The organism is Erythrobacter sp. (assembly GCA_019739335.1).
Classification (GTDB): Bacteria; Pseudomonadota; Alphaproteobacteria; order Sphingomonadales; family Sphingomonadaceae; genus Alteraurantiacibacter.
On sequence record CP073261.1, the window covers coordinates 47,207 to 62,343 of the forward strand.

Genomic DNA, 15,137 nt, shown 5'->3' on the forward strand with positions numbered 1-15,137 from the left:
GAGGGGCCGCCGGAGCGATCCGGCGGCCCCTTTTGATTGTCAGAAGCGGTTATCCTTCGGGAACCCCTGCGGCGGCAGTCGGCCCGCCGCACCGCGCGCCACCTTCCACATCCCGATATCATTTTCGGTGCGGGTACGGCCGCTATCTCCGCCCATAGCCCAGCTCAGCCCGTCCGCCAGCGTGAAGGTCGTCGCATCGGAGAGGCCGCCGTCGCGGTAGCGTTGCAGGGTAACGCCCTGCCCGCGGCTCATCACCGGCATTTCCTCCAGCGCGAAGACTACCAGCTTGCGGTTGTCCCCCACCACGGCAACATGATCGTGCGCGGGGGCCACGGCGCGGGCCACGTTCAGCTTCACCCCCTGCTTCAGGTTCACCACCTGCCGCCCTTTGCGGGTTTCGGCGAGCAGTTCGTCGGTCAGCGCGACGAACCCCTTGCCGAGCGTCGAGGCGAGCAGCAATTGCTTGTCCTTCTGATGCACGATCAGGGCGATAATCCGCGCCGATGCATCGATGTCTAATGTATTGCGCAGCGGTTCGCCGAAGCCGCGTGCGCCCGGCAGCTTGTCCGCGCCCAGGGTAAAGAACCGCCCGTCATCGCAAGCGATCAGCAGCTTGTCGGTGGTCTGGCAATGCAGTGCGAAGGCCGGGCCGTCGCCTTCCTTGTACTTGAAATCGCCCGCGCCATCCTTGCCCAGATCGACATGCCCGCGCGCCCCGCGCACCCAGCCCTTCTGGCTGAGCACCACGGTGACGGGTTCCTTCTCGATCATCGCATCGGGATCGAATTCGACCGTGGTGGTGGCCTCGGCAATCGTGGTGCGGCGGCGGCCGAGCGGCGTGTCCTCGCCGTACTCCTTGCGCAGCGCGGCCATGTCGCGCTTCAGCCGGTTCCGCTGCTTGATCGGGCTGGCGAGCAGCGCGTCGAGCTCTTCCTTCTCCTTCAGCAGCGCGTCCTTCTCGCGGCGAAGTTCCATTTCTTCCAGCTTGCGCAGGGAGCGCAGCCGCATGTTCAGGATCGCTTCGGCCTGCCGGTCGGTCAGCGAGAATTCGGCCATCATCACGGCCTTGGGATCGTCCTCATAGCGGATGATTTCGATCACCCGGTCGAGGTTGAGGAAGGCGATGATATAGCCTTCGAGCAGTTCCAGCCGGTCGGCGATCTTCGCCAGCCGGTGCGTCGCACGGCGCTGGAGGATGTCGATCTGGTGCGCCACCCAGTGGGTGAGCAGTTCCTTGAGCCCCATCACCATCGGCGTGCGGGTGTGATCGAGCACATTGAGATTGAGGCTGAAGCGGGTCTCGAGATCAGTCAGCTTGTAGACCGATTCCTTGAGCAGGTCCGGGTCGATGTTGCGGCTGCGCGGGACGAGGACGATGCGTATCTGCTCGTCGCTTTCGTCGCGCACGTCTTCGAGGATCGGCAGCTTCTTGTCGGCAATGGCAGCGGCGATCTGCTCGATCAGTTTGCTCTTGGGCACCTGGTAGGGGATTTCGGAAATGACGAGCTGGTATCCGCCGCCCTTCTGCCGCTCGATCCCCGCCTCGCGGTCCGCCTCGTTGTCCGCCTCCCCCGCATGGAACCGCCCGCGCACCCGGAAGGATCCGCGCCCGGTGGCATAGGCGTGGGAAATCGCTTCGGCTGAGTCCACCACCAGCCCGCCGGTGGCGAAATCGGGGCCGTGGAATACCTCCATCAGCTCGGCGTGGGTGACATCCTTGTTGAACAGCACCAGTTCGGCGGCATCGAGCACTTCGGCGACATTATGGCTGGGAATGGAGGTAGCCATGCCCACCGCGATACCGCTGGCCCCGTTGGCGAGCAGGTTGGGGAACAGCCCCGGCATCAGCTCGGGCTCTTCCTCCTCGCCGTTGTAGGTCGGCACGAAAGTGACGGTGCCCTCGTCCAACCCCGCCATCAGGTGCATGGCGGTGCGGGTCAACCGGGCTTCGGTGTAGCGGTAGGCGGCGGCGTTATCGCCGTCCACATTGCCGAAATTACCCTGCCCCTCCACCAGCGGATAGCGCAGCGTGAACGGCTGCGCGAGCCGCACCATCGCGTCGTAAACCGCCACGTCGCCGTGCGGGTGATACTTGCCGATCACGTCGCCCACGACCCGCGCGCTTTTCTTGAACGCCTGGTCCGGCGAGAGCCGCAGTTGGCGCATCGTCCACAGCAGGCGGCGGTGGACCGGCTTCAGCCCGTCGCGCAGATCGGGGAGCGAGCGCGCGGTGATGGTGGACAGGGCATAGACGAGATAGCGGCTGGAGAGCGCGCTTTCGAACGGTTCGCGCACGATGCCCTGTTCGGCATCACCGCTGTCGTCAGCAAAATCGATGGGTGGGGACATGCGGCTGGCCCTAACACTGTCTCCATTCAGCGGACAGCGCGGAACCAACCGATTTCCCCACCCGTTATGGAGGCGAACCCCAAATTACGAAAAGGAATGCGCTCATGGCACAACGTATCATGATCCTCGCCACCAATGGTTTCGAACAGTCCGAACTGGAAGGCCCCAAACAGCGGCTGGAAGATGCCGGTTATGAAACCGTCGTCGTCAGCCCGGAAGACGGCCAGATCACCGGCTGGGACGACAAAGACTGGGGTAGCCCGGTCGAAGTCGACATGAGCCTCGACGAGGCCGAAGCTGCCGATTTCGACGCGCTGGTGCTGCCCGGCGGACAGATCAACCCGGACATCCTGCGGATGAATGAAAAGGCCGTGCAGCTGGTCCGCGATTTCGACGATGCCGGAAAGCCGATCGCCGCGATCTGCCATGCCCCTTGGCTGCTGATCGAAGCCGATATTGTCGATGGCCGCGAGGTCACCAGCTGGCCTTCGCTCCGCACCGATCTCGCCAATGCCGGCGGCACCGTGGTGGACGAGGAAGCCGTGGTCGACGGTAATCTGGTCACCAGCCGGAACCCGGACGATATCCCCGCGTTCACCAAGGCGCTGATCGAACTTCTGGAACGACAGCTGGAGGCCTCCGGGTCTCTCGAAGCCGCCTGATCCACCCCTCCCCCCTCCCCCCGGATATCGGGCTTCGGAAGGCCCCGTCGCAGCAATGCGGCGGGGCCTTTTGGATTGACCGTGGGGCGGTGCATTGTCACGCTGCGAGGTGAGGGGAGCGAAAATGAGATTCCAAACATTTGTCTTTTGTGCGTCACTTGCTTTGGCTGGATGTGCAGAAGAAAAATCGCCGCGCGAGCAGGTTGACAACCTGGAGTACGCGGCAGGCGATGCCGCTCCTGCGGCCGAATTCGGATTTTATGAGGCCATGGAAACAGGGCCGACAATTTATGGATCGGGCAATGAGGCAGCACGCCGAGCCGCGGCAGTGGTTGAAAGCGGGACAAGCAATGCATCATCCGATAATGCCGTTACGGATACCCAGATCGCCTACGCCTATTCGTGGGGTTTTCAGGTCGAGGCAAATGATCTGCCAACGCTTCAGGAACGCCATCGCGCGTTGTGCCAATCGCTAGGCGATGCTTGTCGTACACTCTCGCTCTCCCAGTCGGGCAATGACGACTATGCCTATGGCCGGATGGAAATGCAGGTCGCGGCAGACCGCGTGGAGGAGTTCGGACAAGCGCTCAATACGGCTACCGATGGTGTCGATGCGGAGCAGATATCGTTCGGCATTTCCGGTGAGGACCTGACTGACGACATCATCGACACCGAAGCGCGGCTCGCAGCGCGGCGGCTGCTCCGTGATCGACTGATGGAAGTTCTGCGCACGCGGCAAGGCTCGGTGGGCGATCTGGTGGAGGCCGAGCGCGGCGTTGCAGAGGTCAACGAAGAGATCGACGCTGCCACCTCGCGGCTCGAAAACATGCGCAATCGCGTGGCGTTTTCGGAAGTCAGCATCGAATACGATCCGGAAATGGGGCAGTACACGGTCGGCTTTTGGGCACCGATTGCTTACGCCTTTGGCGCTATAGGTTCGACACTAGGTGTCGTGATCGCTTCGCTGATCTATATCTCGGTAGCACTGATCCCGATCAGCGCCTTCTTGTTCGGTCTGCGATGGCTGTGGAGACGTTGGCGAGGGCGCGAAATTAGCAAGTCCGCACCGACAACCGAAGCTCCTTAACCCTACTCCGCCAGCGCCGCCGCCAGCGTCAGCACCCGCTCCGCTTCCAGTTCGCCCGTGAGCGCATAGGCAAAGGGACCGGCTTCCCAGTAGGCAAGCGCCCGGCCTTCGTGGCGTTCGAGCAGCGGCAGCTTTTCCGCCGGGGTTTCCGCGCGGGTGGCGAACAGGGAGACGGTTTCGCCCTGCTGCGTCCGCATCAACAATGTCACCGCCACACCGAGATCGGAAGGGTAGACCTGCACATCCTCAAGCGCCCAACCGATTGGGACCTGGGGCAGGTCGATGGAGGTTGCACGGGCAATTTCCGCTCGGTCGAGCTCGGGAATCTGGGGCAGGGAGTTCATCCGGTGTCGCGCCATCGTCGCAACGTAGGAGGCATCGGCCTCCTCGATCAGCGTTTCCGCCCGCGCAGCTTCGGTGCGGCCGGACATGTCGTTGGCCAGCCAGCCAACTGCGAACGCCCCCGCGATCATTGCCGCGCGCCGCCAGCCTGCAATCGGCCGGCGCTTCTCGCGCGAGGGAAAAGTCAACACGTCAGCACTGTGCAGCTTGCGCCCCACCAGCGTGCCCTTGGTACTGCCAGCCACCCGCTCGAAGCGGATATGGGGCCAGTTTTCGCGCCAGCGATTCGCGACGATCCGTTCGCCGGGCCGTGCGCCATCGTCCAGCAGCACCATGCCGCCCGGGGTCAGCCGGTCGAACAGAACCTCCGCCGCCCCGCGCACATAGGGATGCACCACCCACGGCGGACCGTCGATTATCAGCAGGTCGATCTTTTCCGGCACATCGGCCAGATCGTACCAGACGCCCGGCCAGCCGGGCACTTGCGCGCGGAGCGGCGCATGCTCGAGCCGTGCCGAAACGCCTTCCTCGCGCAGCCACTGCCGCGTGGCATCGACGAACCCGGCGTGCTGATCGAAACTGTGTAGCTGGCCGCCGCCGTTCAATTCCAGCGCGCGAGCACAGACCAACGTGCTGGCTCCCGCCCCCAGTTCCACCACCGTGGCGGGGCGTAGTTGTTCCACTGCATCGACGATCCGGTGCAGGAATCCGGTGTCGGCTTTCCAGCTGCCCAGATTGGGGAGCGCATCGTCGCGCAGGTCCACCCGCTTCAGCAGCGCGCGCTTGCTCGCCTGTGTCCCGCCCCACAGGCTGAACAACAGCCAGGGCCAGCCGATCACTCCGAATGCGAGGCGATAGGCGGTATCGGAGAACGAGCTCGCGGGGGAATATTCGCCCGCGCCGTCGTCTTCCAGGGCCCGCAAGGGGGTGGCGTTGCGCGATGTCATCACTATTATCCGGATCGTGGGGGGTAGGTGCCCATGTACGAGCCTTGCTTAACCTAAGCCAACACTATCTCTTCGGCACAACCACTGGTCAGAACGATTGGGCATCCACAGAGTCCGAGGGAATACGCACGGTAAGCCCGTCGAGTTCCTCGCCCAGCACGATCTGGCAGGAGAGGCGGCTGGTGGCCTGCACATCGGCGGCGAGGTCGAGCATGTCCTCTTCCTCCTCTGCCGCATCGGGCAGTTTCACGAACCATTCGCGCGCAACGATGACATGGCAGGTGGAACAGGCCATCTGCCCTTCGCAGGTGCCTTCAAGCGGCATCCCCGCCGCCTGAGCAACTTCGAGCAGGCGGTCGCCGGGCTTGGCCTGCGCCTCCACCTTGTCGCCGTTGCGGGTGATGAAAGTGACCTTGATGGCGCTCATCCTTGTTGCGTTGCAGCATTATTGATGATTGCGGCGGCTTGTTCAAGCTCCTCGCGCGTTGTGTAGCGGCCGAAGCCGAGGCGGATGGTGCTTTTCGCCTGCGCATCGCTGAGCCCGATCGCCTTGAGCACATGGCTGGTCTTGCCCGATCCGCTGGCGCAGGCAGAACCCGCAGAGAACATCACGTCGCGGCAGTCGGACATCAGACGGGCGACGTCGAGGCCGTCCCGGCGGATGCTGAGGTTGCCGTGGTTCCGGGCTTCTGCGCTGCCGTTGAGCGTCCAGTCGGCGAACAGTTCACGCGCACAGTTCCACAGCGCTTCGACGTGCGCAGCGTCTTCCTCACGCCGTTCGAGCGCCAGTGCAGCCGCCGCGCCGAACCCGGCACAGAGCGCGGGGCTGAGGGTGCCGGAGCGGATACCTTCCTGCAGGCCACCCTCGACCAGCGGGACAAGTTTTACCCCGTCCCGCACCCACAGCGCACCGATCCCCTTCGGCCCGTGGAGCTTGTGCGCCGATATCGCGATCATGTCGGCTTCCGCGAGCGGAAACTTGCCCGCCGCCTGCACCGCATCCACCAGTACCTGCGCGCCTTCCGCACGCGCCTTGGCCACCAGTTCAGCGATGGGCTGGATCGTGCCGATCTCGTTGTTGACCTGCATCACCGCGAGCAATCCGATCCGCTGCGGGAATGCGGCTTCAAGATCGACGATGCCTTGGCGGTCGACTGGAAGTTCCACCCAGTTTCCCAGCGCACGGGCATTCTCCACCACGGTCGCGTGTTCGATGGCGCTGTAGGCCAGCCGCTCCCCAGCGCGGACGGCCATGCAGCCCTTCATCGCCAGGGTCACGGCCTCGCAGGCGCTGCCGGTAAACACCACGCGCCCGCCGGGAGGAAACAGCGCCGCAACCTGCTCGCGCGCCAGTTCCACCGCGGCAGCGCCCATGCGGCCCATGCGGTGGGGCGAGTGGGGGTTGCCGAAGGTCATGTCGCCCGGCCCGCCGAGCCATTGCAACATCGCCTCCCGCGCTTCGGGTGCAAGCGGAGTAGTGGCCTGGTAATCGAGGTATATCATGGCGCGCGTCTATGGCGCACCGCGCCCCCTACGTCATCCCGGACTTGATCCGGGATCCCGATTTTCTAACGCTGAATAGGGCAAAGATCAGCGGGACCCCGGATCAAGTCCGGGGTGACGAAGGGAATTAACACAAGCTCCGCCAAGTCTCCGCAAAGGCATCAAGTTCTTCAGGCGTGGTATTCCACCCTAGCGAAACACGGATCGTCCGCCGCGCAGTATCCTCGTCCACCCCGAACGCCATCAGGACGCGGCTGGGTTTGAGCGAACCCGATGAGCAGGCACTACCAGCGGAAACCGCAAAGCCCATCGCATCGAGCCGGATCAGCAGCGCCTGCGCGGACATGGTGGGGTGGGCAACTGGGATAATATGCGGGGATTTATCCCCGTAGTGCAGCACTTCGCCCGCTTTCCAAAGCTGAGCCTTGAAAGCGTGCTGATCTTCAAGCGACGTTTGCCATGCTCCATGGTGTCCTCGGTCGAATGGTTCCGCCTTACCTGCCTCCAACGCCGCCGCGAATCCCAATGCAGCAGGAAGGTTCTCCGTCCCCATTCGATAGCCACGTTCATGCCCGCCTATCGGCTCAAGCATCGCAAAATCACGCACCAGGAGGGCACCGACACCCACAGGTCCACCGAGCTTGTGCGCCGAATAAACGGCTAGGTCCACGCCGTGCGGCGGAGGATTTCCCAGCGACTGGCTACAGTCCGACACCACAAGACCGCCCGCGTCGTGAACTGTCTCAATCAGCTTGATGCGGATGAACGAACCGAATTGCGATCCGGTTTCGGAATTCACTGCTTGCATGGCGACAATCGGCTTGCCGCCTTTCGCCAAGGCCGTTGCGAGCAAGTCAGGGTCGAGTTCGTACTCGAAATCGACCTTTGCAACCGGCACCACCTCCGCATCCGGTGCCGCGCGGAACACCGCGTCGTGTTCGACCGCGCTGACGATCCGGCGATCCACCTTGGCGCGCTGCAAAGCGATCGAGAGAGCCTCACTCGCCCCTGAAGTAAAGATCAGCTCCCCGTCCCACCCCAGCGCCGTCTTGCACCGCTCGCGAGCATCCTCCAGCGCCGCGCGCGCCCGGCGGCCCTCGGCGTGCGGGGATGAGGGATTGGCCCACAGGGCAAACCCCTCCTCCATCGCCGCCTTCGCTTCGGGGCGCAGCGGCGAGGTGGCGGCATGATCGAGGTAGATGCGGGCCATCTTCGGACCGATCAGGCTCTGGCCAACGGAACAATTGCGAAATGCGGCATGATCCCTATATAGCCGCGCACTTCCGCCGCGCCAGCGTGCGTGCGCGTCAACCCATTCTGCAAGGCCCCAATCGCCCATGCCGCACGTCATTTTCCCCGGCCCCGAAGGCCGTCTCGAAGGTCGTTTCTCCCCCGGTCCGCGCCCGCGCGCACCCGTTGCCATGATCCTGCACCCGCATTCGCAGGGCGGGGGGACGATGAACGACCGGATCGTGCAGAGCCTTTACAAGACCTTCGTCAACCGTGGATTCGCGACGCTGCGGTTCAATTTCCGCGGCGTCGGCCGCAGCCAGGGCAGTTTCGACAACGGCATCGGCGAGCTGTCCGATGCGGCGAGCGCGCTCGACTGGGTGCAGTCGATCCATCCCGAAGCGCAAGTGACCTGGGTTGCGGGCGTCAGCTTCGGCGCGCTGATCGGGATGCAGTTGCTGATGCGCCGCCCGGAAATCCGCGGCTTCATCTCGATCGCCCCGCCGGCGAACATGTACGATTTCTCGTTCCTTGCCCCCTGCCCCGCCAGCGGGATCTTCGTGCAGGGCACCGGGGATACGGTGGTGCAGCCGCAATCGGTGACCAAGCTGGTGGAAAAACTGCGCACGCAGAAGCACATCACAATCCACCACGACGAAATCCCGCGCGCGAATCACTTCTTCGAGAACGAGCAGGAAGAGCTGATGCGCTCGGTCGACAATTACCTCGACTTCCGCCTCGATCCGGCCTGCCCGATCACCTGATTTTGCGCTGCGTCTGAGTTCCCGCGAAGGCGCCTCAATCTCGTCATTGCGAGCGAAGCGAAGCAATCCATCTCCCGCTGTGGCAATTGCAGGCCATGGCAGGAGATGGATTGCCGCGTCGCCTTCGGCTCCTCGCAATGACGACGGAAAATTCATTCTTCAGGGTAGAGCCTCCTTCAGGCCCGCTAAACACTTCTTGCCAGCCCAATCACTCCGCAGTATGTAACAGTATAACATTACTGTGAGAGGAGATGTTCAATGGCCTACATCGACGCAGGAGCAGACCCCGCCGCCCGCACCAAGGCCGCGGCTTGGGTAATCGCGATCCACGCCTTGCTGGGTGCCGGGCTGGTGCTCGGGCTGGCAGTGAAAGAGGTGCTGCAACCTGCGCCACCGCCGATCACGGGCACCGAGGTCAAGCTCGATCCCCCGCCGCTGCCTGACGACCCGATCCCGGAACCGGCGGACACGTCAGTCTATGTCGCTCCGCAGAACCCGACCCCGCCGATCGTCCTGACGCCGCTCCCGCCGATTCCGATGCCGCCAGTTTCTAACGACTCATCCGAAGTCACCCGCATCGTCATCCCGCCCCGGCCCAGTTCCACCCCCGGCCCGGTCGCCTCGCCCGCGCCAACGCCTGCCTTCACCCCGGTCGCTGCACGCCCGGCGAACAATATGCAGAGCTGGATCACCACCGACGACTATTCGCGCTCGAACCTAACCCGCGAACGCGAAGGCACCGCGCGCTATCGTCTCGTCGTCGGCAGCAACGGGCGGGTCGATGCCTGCGAAATCACCAGCAGCACCGGGCACGCCAGCCTCGACACCGCGACCTGCCGCCTGATCGAGCGCCGCGCACGCTTCGATCCGGCCACCAACAACCGGGGCGAACGCGTGGTCGGGACCTATACCGGCAGCGTCACCTGGCAGATCCCGGAATAGGGCTGGCCCCTATTCCTCCCCGTCGCGGGCGGCGGCATCGGCCAGCGAGTCGCCGTCCGCAGTCGGGACCAGCCAGATCGCCGCATTGGCGATCATCACGAAGGCGAGCACGCCCATCAGCAGCGCCTGCTTGGTAATGCCCTTGCGATAGAGCACCACCGCTCCCGCCGCCAGCGCCACGGCGGCAAGGATCACGAGCGAGACGATGAAATCGAACATCGCCCATTCCTAGCGCGAGAGCCAGAGCCTCGCCAGCCCGCTTGACGGGAGGAGGTTGCATCGGCAACCATCCACCCATGCACAACAGCTTCGACCTCCCGCTTTCCCGCCGCGCCTTCATCGGCGCGCTGGGTTCCACCACCGCGCTTGCCGTCCTGCCCGGATGCGTCACTGCGCCAACGCTAGCTCCCGTAGCCGACCAAAGCGCGGCGCAGGCGCTGCTCGACGATGTGGCGTGGAACCTTTTGCGGCACGAACCGACCCGCGCAACCGGGCTGGGCGTCGATACCGGCGTCCACGCCGCGCTGCGCCGCCAGCTTGGCGATGCCTCGCAGGCCGGGCGCGACGCGCAGGCCGCCACGCTCAGCGCCGATCTCGCCCGCGTGCGCGCCTTCCCCAAGGACGGGCTCGATCCCGCCACCCGCACCAGCTTCGAAGTGGTGGAAAGCGCCTATGCCACCGCGGTGGAAGGCTTTGCCCTGCCCTACGGCGACATCCCGGTCGGCAGCTGGCGCACCGCGCCCTATGCGGTGATCCAGAACGTCGGCGCCTATATCGATCTGCCGCGCTTCATGGACTCGGACCACCCGATTGCCAACGCGCTCGATGCCGAAGCCTATATCGCGCGGCTGGAGGAAATTCCCGGTGTGCTCATGGGCGAACTCGAACGGATCCAGGCCGCCCGCGCCATGGGCGTGGTGCCGCCCGATTTCCTGCTCGACAAGGCGATCGACCAGATGCGCAGCACCCTGACCGATGCCATGGGCGGCGGGGCGCTGGTCGAATCGCTGACGCGGCGCACGGCGGAGGAGGGAATTGCGGGAGACTGGCAGGCGCGCGCGCAGGCTATCGTCACCGGGCAGGTTGCTCCCGCGCTGGAAGCGCAGCTTGCCGAATTGCAGGCGCAACGGGCGGTGGCGGGTAGCGATCCGGGCATCTGGGCGCAGCCGCGCGGGGACGAATGGTATGCCTGGTCGCTCAAATCGAGCACGACCACCACGATGGGGCCGGACGAGATCCACGAACTGGGCCTCGCCACGCTGGAGCAAATCCACGCGCAGATGGACCCGATCCTGCGCGACATCGGCTACACCGAAGGGAGCGTGGGGGACCGGATGACCTCGCTTTCCGAAGACCCGCGCTTCATGTTTGCCGAAGGCGATCCGGGCCGCGCCGAGATCATGGCCTTCATCCAGGAGCGGGTGGAATGGATTCGCGGACAGATGCCGCGCGCGTTCCGGCGGCTGGCGGCGGGCAATCTGGAAGTGCGCCGCCTGCCCCCGGCAGAGGAACCCGGCGCGCCCACCGCCTATGGCGGCGCGGGCAGTGTGGACGGCACGGTGCCGGGCAAGATGTGGATCAACCTGCGCTCCACCGATTTGCACCGGCGGTATGACCTGCCGACGCTCACCCATCACGAGGCGATTCCCGGCCATGTCTGGGAGGGTGAGTATTCGAACCAGTTGCCGCTGATCCGCTCGATCCTCGCCTTCAATTCCTTCTCCGAAGGCTGGGCGCTCTATGCCGAGCAACTGGCGGACGAACTGGGTGCCTATGACGAGAATCCGGCCTGGCGGCTCGGCTACCTTCAGGACGCCGCCTTCCGCGCCTGCCGCCTCGTCGTCGATACCGGACTGCATCACAAGCGCTGGAGCCGCGACCAGTCGATCCGCTTCTTCATGGAGCGGAACGGCAACAAGCGCGAGCAGGTCGAAAATGAAGTCGATCGCTATTGCAGCTGGCCGGGACAGGCGACCGGCTACATGGTCGGCAAGCTGGAGATCCTGCGCCAGCGCGAGCGGGCGATGGCCGAACTGGGCAGCGCCTACGACCTGCGCGATTTCAACCAGGCGGTGGTGGATGGCGGCAATGCCCCGCTCGACGTGCTGGGGGGCAATATCGGACGCTACATCGCTGGCGGGAGTGTGGTTTAGCGATACCCTTAAGCCCCATCGTCACCCCGGCCACCGAGCCGGGGTCCCGCTTTCCTGCGCCGTTATAAGCGGGACCCCGGAACAAGTCCGGGGTGACGAAGAAACGGAGCGGAAAATAGTTTGCCCGCAATTGCGTGGCTTAGGTCGTTAACCCGACGCTATCCATAACCGATAACCCGAACTTAACCATCCGGGGCTGAATCTCAGGCCAACCCGTTGAAGAAGGGTTTGCCTATGTTGACGACATTCATTGTGATCGCCGCCATGGGCGTGATGTTGCTGTTCCTGATCCCCGATACCCAGATCGCGTGGCAGCGCCTCGCCTCACGCGGCGGCGCTGCCATGCTGATCGGTCTGGGGCTGTTCGGAAGCGTCCACGCAGTGCTTGCTCCCTAGCGGCGAGCGAGGCCGCCCACGATAGCGCCGAGAATTCCGCCGAGAGCGCCGCCTCCCGAAGCGGATTCAGCCGCGCCGCCGCCCTGCTGCTGGCCCTGCCGCGCGAGATAGCCCATCACCGCCATCGCGAGGATCGGCAGCATCCGCTTGAGCAGGTTCTCATCCAGCCCGGTCACTGCGGCGACTTCGCCTGCAACCGAGCGGCTGACATCCTTGGTGCCGAAGATATTGCCGAGAATGTCGTTGCCCTGCTCCACCGGCGTGGGCTTCGGGCCGAGCACCGCGTCGAGCAGGCCGCCGCCCCCGCCGCCGAGGATCGCTCCCGCCAGCCCGCCCAGACCGCCCAGCGGATCGGAGCTACCACCGCCCGCGCCACCGGTCGTCGAAGCACGGCCTACTCCCGCAACGATGGCGGGGAGCAAGGCCCCCGCCCCGGTGCGCGCCGTCGCCTCATCGATGTTAAGTTCCCGCGCCATGCTTTCGATGACGCCGGTCTGCTGCAGCATCTGCGCGAGGCTCACGCTCAGTTTTTCCCGAACAGCCCGCCAAGCACCCCGCCGATATCATTCAGCGGATTGCCGTCATGATCCTTGTCGAGAATCTGCATGAACGAGGTGAGCGACCCTTCACCGCCGACATGTTCCATCACCTGCGACAGCACGCCCTTGTCGAGCCCGCTGGTTTGCGCCGCGACATCCAGCGTATCGCCCGATGCCTGGTGGCCTTCGGTCAGCGCGGCAATCGCACGCTCTGCCGTGGCCGGATCGATGCCGATCTTGTCCGCCATGTTCTTCACTGTCGGATGGTCGTGCGCCATGCCGAGGATCTGGTCGAAAATGCTCATCGGTCGAGTCTCCCTGTGAATCGTGAAGGCTGATGCTACGCCCTTCGGGTGACACGTTAAAGGCCCCGCTCCGGCATAACCGTGCGGGGCCCTCCTCTCCAACCGTAAAACCTTGTAAACCCGACGCGTCAGGCTGCCTGGACTTCAGCGCTTGGTGCCGCCTGCCGCACACCTTCATCAACATAGTCGGCGAACTGCCGGAAGTTCTCCACGAACAGGTCGACCAGCTTGTGCGCAGTGTCGTCGTAGGCGTCCTTGTCGGCCCATGTTCTGCGCGGATCGAGCACCGCCTGATCGATCCCGGCTTCGGCCAGCGCGGGCACATGCACCGGCACGTCGAATCCGAAATTCGGATCCTTGCGGAATTCCACTTCATCCATCTTGCCGTCGAGCACGGCGTTGAGCAAGCTGCGAGTGGCCTTGATCGGCATCCGCTGGCCAACGCCATACTTGCCGCCGGTCCAGCCGGTGTTGAACAGCCAGCACTGCGCCCCGCCGCCAGCGATGCGCTCCTTCAGCAGGTTGCCGTAAACACTGGGATGGCGAGGCATGAAGGCGGCGCCGAAACAGGTGCTGAAAGTCGCTTCGGGCTCGGTCACGCCGATCTCGGTGCCCGCCACCTTCGCGGTGTAGCCCGACAGGAAGTAATACATCGCCTGATCGGGAGTCAGCCGCGCGACCGGCGGGAGCACGCCGAAGGCATCGGCGGTGAGCATGATGACATTGGACGGAGCAGGGCCGAGGTTCTTCTCGCTGGTGTTGGGGATGAACTCGATCGGATAGGCGCCGCGGGTGTTCTCGGTCTTGCTGGCGTCGGTGAAGTCGAGTTCGCGCGTGTCCTCGTCCATTGTCACGTTTTCAAGGATCGTCCCGAACATCTTGGTGGTCGCGTATATCTCCGGCTCGCCTTCAGCCGAGAGGTTGATCATCTTTGCGTAGCAACCGCCTTCGAAATTGAACACTGCCTGGTCCGACCAGCCGTGTTCGTCGTCGCCGATCAGGGTGCGGCTGGCATCGGCGCTGAGCGTGGTCTTGCCGGTGCCCGACAGACCGAAGAAGATTGCGCTCTTGCCATCGGCGCCGATATTGGCGCTGCAATGCATCGGCATCACGCCCTGTGCAGGCAGCAGGTAATTGAGCAGGCCGAACACGCCCTTTTTCATCTCGCCGGAATATTCGGTGTTGCCGATCAGGATCAGCTTTTCGGCGAAATTGACCGCGATCACCGTGTCGCTGCGGCAGCCGTGGCGCTCCGGGTCGGCCTTGAAGCTGGGCAGGTTGATGATGGTGTATTCCGGATCGAACGCTGCCACTTCCGCTGCCGAGGGACGCACCAGCAGGGTGCGGACGAAGAGGCTGTGCCAGGCCATCTGCGTGATGACGCGCACATTGACGCGATATTCCGGCTGCGAGCCGCCGAACAGGTCGGCGACGTACAGCTCATCACGGTTCTGAAGGTGGGCGAGGAAGTCGGCCTTGAGCGCGGCGAAGTGTTCCGGACTCATCGGCTGGTTGATCGCGCCCCAGTTGATCGTGCTTTCGGTGCTGGCATCGCGGACGATGAACTTGTCCTTCACGCTGCGCCCGGTGAACTTGCCGGTATCGACCAGCAGCGCGCCATCCTTGGTCAGCTTGCCTTCGCCCTTCACCAGCGCCTGCTCCACCAATGCGGCGGTGCCGAGATTGGCGTGGATCGTGGCACCAGTGGCAAGACCCTGCGCGGAAAGCGGAACGGAGAGGGGTGCGGACAAGACATTGCTCCTTCGGGAGATGCTGGTTGTGCGTTTTACGCATTCGTATGCGTCGAGGATTCGCGGTTGCGCATAGTGTCGCAGAATTGCGGCGTCAATTTTTGGAGGCACAACTTGTGTTGCCTCCACAGCGAGTTAACGTTCACATTGGCAGCGCACCATTTTTC

General features: G+C 64.2%; 15 protein-coding genes. 6 read left to right on the forward strand and 9 right to left on the reverse strand.

The annotated features are described in order from the left end of the window. Positions 1 to 39: 39 nt before the first annotated feature. Positions 40 to 2,349, reverse strand: coding sequence for a DNA topoisomerase IV subunit A (gene parC, locus JY451_00255; protein QZH75112.1), 2,310 nt, complete (start codon positions 2,347 to 2,349; stop codon positions 40 to 42). A gap of 104 nt (positions 2,350 to 2,453) precedes the next feature. Between parC and JY451_00260 the strand changes: the two genes are divergently transcribed. Continuing rightward, positions 2,454 to 3,011: a type 1 glutamine amidotransferase gene (locus JY451_00260; protein ID QZH75113.1), complete on the forward strand. Its 558-nt coding sequence runs from the start codon at positions 2,454 to 2,456 to the stop codon at positions 3,009 to 3,011. A 109-nt stretch (positions 3,012 to 3,120) separates the two neighbouring features. Continuing rightward, positions 3,121 to 4,098, forward strand: coding sequence for a DUF4349 domain-containing protein (locus JY451_00265; GenBank protein ID QZH75114.1), 978 nt, complete (start codon positions 3,121 to 3,123; stop codon positions 4,096 to 4,098). 2 nt (positions 4,099 to 4,100) lie between these two features. Here the strand turns inward: JY451_00265 and JY451_00270 are convergent, their stop codons facing one another. The 4 genes from JY451_00270 to JY451_00285 all read right to left on the reverse strand — a co-directional run bounded on the left by JY451_00270 (position 4,101) and on the right by JY451_00285 (position 8,100). Beyond that, the gene (locus tag JY451_00270) at positions 4,101 to 5,387 is read right to left on the reverse strand and encodes a class I SAM-dependent methyltransferase (GenBank protein QZH75115.1); all 1,287 of its coding nucleotides are present in this window, start codon (positions 5,385 to 5,387) and stop codon (positions 4,101 to 4,103) included. An 88-nt stretch (positions 5,388 to 5,475) separates the two neighbouring features. Next, on the reverse strand, positions 5,476 to 5,814 hold the full coding sequence (locus JY451_00275) for a 2Fe-2S iron-sulfur cluster binding domain-containing protein (protein ID QZH75116.1): 339 nt from the start codon (positions 5,812 to 5,814) through the stop codon (positions 5,476 to 5,478). Beyond that, the gene (locus JY451_00280) at positions 5,811 to 6,890 is read right to left on the reverse strand and encodes an aminotransferase class V-fold PLP-dependent enzyme (protein ID QZH75117.1); all 1,080 of its coding nucleotides are present in this window, start codon (positions 6,888 to 6,890) and stop codon (positions 5,811 to 5,813) included. Before JY451_00280 ends, JY451_00275 begins: the two co-directional genes overlap by 4 nt. Positions 6,891 to 7,017: 127 nt before the next feature. Next, positions 7,018 to 8,100 carry an aminotransferase class V-fold PLP-dependent enzyme gene (locus JY451_00285; protein QZH75118.1) on the reverse strand — a complete coding sequence of 361 codons (1,083 nt, stop codon included), beginning with the start codon at positions 8,098 to 8,100 and terminating at the stop codon, positions 7,018 to 7,020. Between the two features lie 127 nt (positions 8,101 to 8,227). On the opposite strand from JY451_00285, the gene JY451_00290 reads away from it, so the two are divergent. Further along, positions 8,228 to 8,884 carry an alpha/beta hydrolase gene (locus JY451_00290; protein QZH75119.1) on the forward strand — a complete coding sequence of 219 codons (657 nt, stop codon included), beginning with the start codon at positions 8,228 to 8,230 and terminating at the stop codon, positions 8,882 to 8,884. Between the two features lie 258 nt (positions 8,885 to 9,142). Further along, positions 9,143 to 9,826, forward strand: a complete 684-nt coding sequence (locus tag JY451_00295) for a TonB family protein (GenBank protein ID QZH75120.1) — start codon at positions 9,143 to 9,145, stop codon at positions 9,824 to 9,826. A 9-nt stretch (positions 9,827 to 9,835) separates the two neighbouring features. On the opposite strand, the gene JY451_00300 is transcribed toward JY451_00295, so the two are convergent. Further along, positions 9,836 to 10,045 carry a hypothetical protein gene (locus JY451_00300; protein QZH75121.1) on the reverse strand — a complete coding sequence of 70 codons (210 nt, stop codon included), beginning with the start codon at positions 10,043 to 10,045 and terminating at the stop codon, positions 9,836 to 9,838. 77 nt (positions 10,046 to 10,122) lie between these two features. On the opposite strand from JY451_00300, the gene JY451_00305 reads away from it, so the two are divergent. After that, positions 10,123 to 11,979, forward strand: a complete 1,857-nt coding sequence (locus JY451_00305; GenBank protein QZH75122.1) for a DUF885 domain-containing protein — start codon at positions 10,123 to 10,125, stop codon at positions 11,977 to 11,979. Between the two features lie 234 nt (positions 11,980 to 12,213). Beyond that, positions 12,214 to 12,375, forward strand: a complete 162-nt coding sequence (locus JY451_00310; protein QZH75123.1) for a hypothetical protein — start codon at positions 12,214 to 12,216, stop codon at positions 12,373 to 12,375. On the opposite strand, the gene JY451_00315 is transcribed toward JY451_00310, so the two are convergent. The 3 genes from JY451_00315 to JY451_00325 all read right to left on the reverse strand — a co-directional run bounded on the left by JY451_00315 (position 12,372) and on the right by JY451_00325 (position 14,970). Then, entirely contained in the window at positions 12,372 to 12,896 is a 525-nt protein-coding gene (locus tag JY451_00315; protein ID QZH75124.1) for a DUF937 domain-containing protein, read from the reverse strand. The genes JY451_00310 and JY451_00315 overlap by 4 nt on opposite strands. Positions 12,897 to 12,898: 2 nt before the next feature. Beyond that, positions 12,899 to 13,219 (reverse strand): hypothetical protein, encoded by a 321-nt coding sequence (locus JY451_00320; protein ID QZH75125.1) that lies wholly within the window; start codon positions 13,217 to 13,219, stop codon positions 12,899 to 12,901. Between the two features lie 128 nt (positions 13,220 to 13,347). Beyond that, positions 13,348 to 14,970, reverse strand: a complete 1,623-nt coding sequence (locus tag JY451_00325) for a phosphoenolpyruvate carboxykinase (GenBank protein ID QZH75126.1) — start codon at positions 14,968 to 14,970, stop codon at positions 13,348 to 13,350. Positions 14,971 to 15,137 lie beyond the last annotated feature (167 nt).

What these genes read in the sequence shown, in the direction of transcription:
- JY451_00285 (QZH75118.1), bottom strand. Translation starts at nt 8,100, where the DNA reads ATGGCCCGCATCTACCTCGATCATGCCGCCACCTCGCCGCTGCGCCCC.
- JY451_00295 (QZH75120.1), top strand. Translation starts at nt 9,143, where the DNA reads ATGGCCTACATCGACGCAGGAGCAGACCCCGCCGCCCGCACCAAGGCC.
- JY451_00305 (QZH75122.1), top strand. Translation starts at nt 10,123, where the DNA reads ATGCACAACAGCTTCGACCTCCCGCTTTCCCGCCGCGCCTTCATCGGC.
- parC (QZH75112.1), bottom strand. Translation starts at nt 2,349, where the DNA reads ATGTCCCCACCCATCGATTTTGCTGACGACAGCGGTGATGCCGAACAG.
- JY451_00280 (QZH75117.1), bottom strand. Translation starts at nt 6,890, where the DNA reads ATGATATACCTCGATTACCAGGCCACTACTCCGCTTGCACCCGAAGCG.
- JY451_00320 (QZH75125.1), bottom strand. Translation starts at nt 13,219, where the DNA reads ATGAGCATTTTCGACCAGATCCTCGGCATGGCGCACGACCATCCGACA.
- JY451_00260 (QZH75113.1), top strand. Translation starts at nt 2,454, where the DNA reads ATGGCACAACGTATCATGATCCTCGCCACCAATGGTTTCGAACAGTCC.
- JY451_00270 (QZH75115.1), bottom strand. Translation starts at nt 5,387, where the DNA reads ATGACATCGCGCAACGCCACCCCCTTGCGGGCCCTGGAAGACGACGGC.
- JY451_00310 (QZH75123.1), top strand. Translation starts at nt 12,214, where the DNA reads ATGTTGACGACATTCATTGTGATCGCCGCCATGGGCGTGATGTTGCTG.
- JY451_00290 (QZH75119.1), top strand. Translation starts at nt 8,228, where the DNA reads ATGCCGCACGTCATTTTCCCCGGCCCCGAAGGCCGTCTCGAAGGTCGT.
- JY451_00300 (QZH75121.1), bottom strand. Translation starts at nt 10,045, where the DNA reads ATGTTCGATTTCATCGTCTCGCTCGTGATCCTTGCCGCCGTGGCGCTG.
- JY451_00275 (QZH75116.1), bottom strand. Translation starts at nt 5,814, where the DNA reads ATGAGCGCCATCAAGGTCACTTTCATCACCCGCAACGGCGACAAGGTG.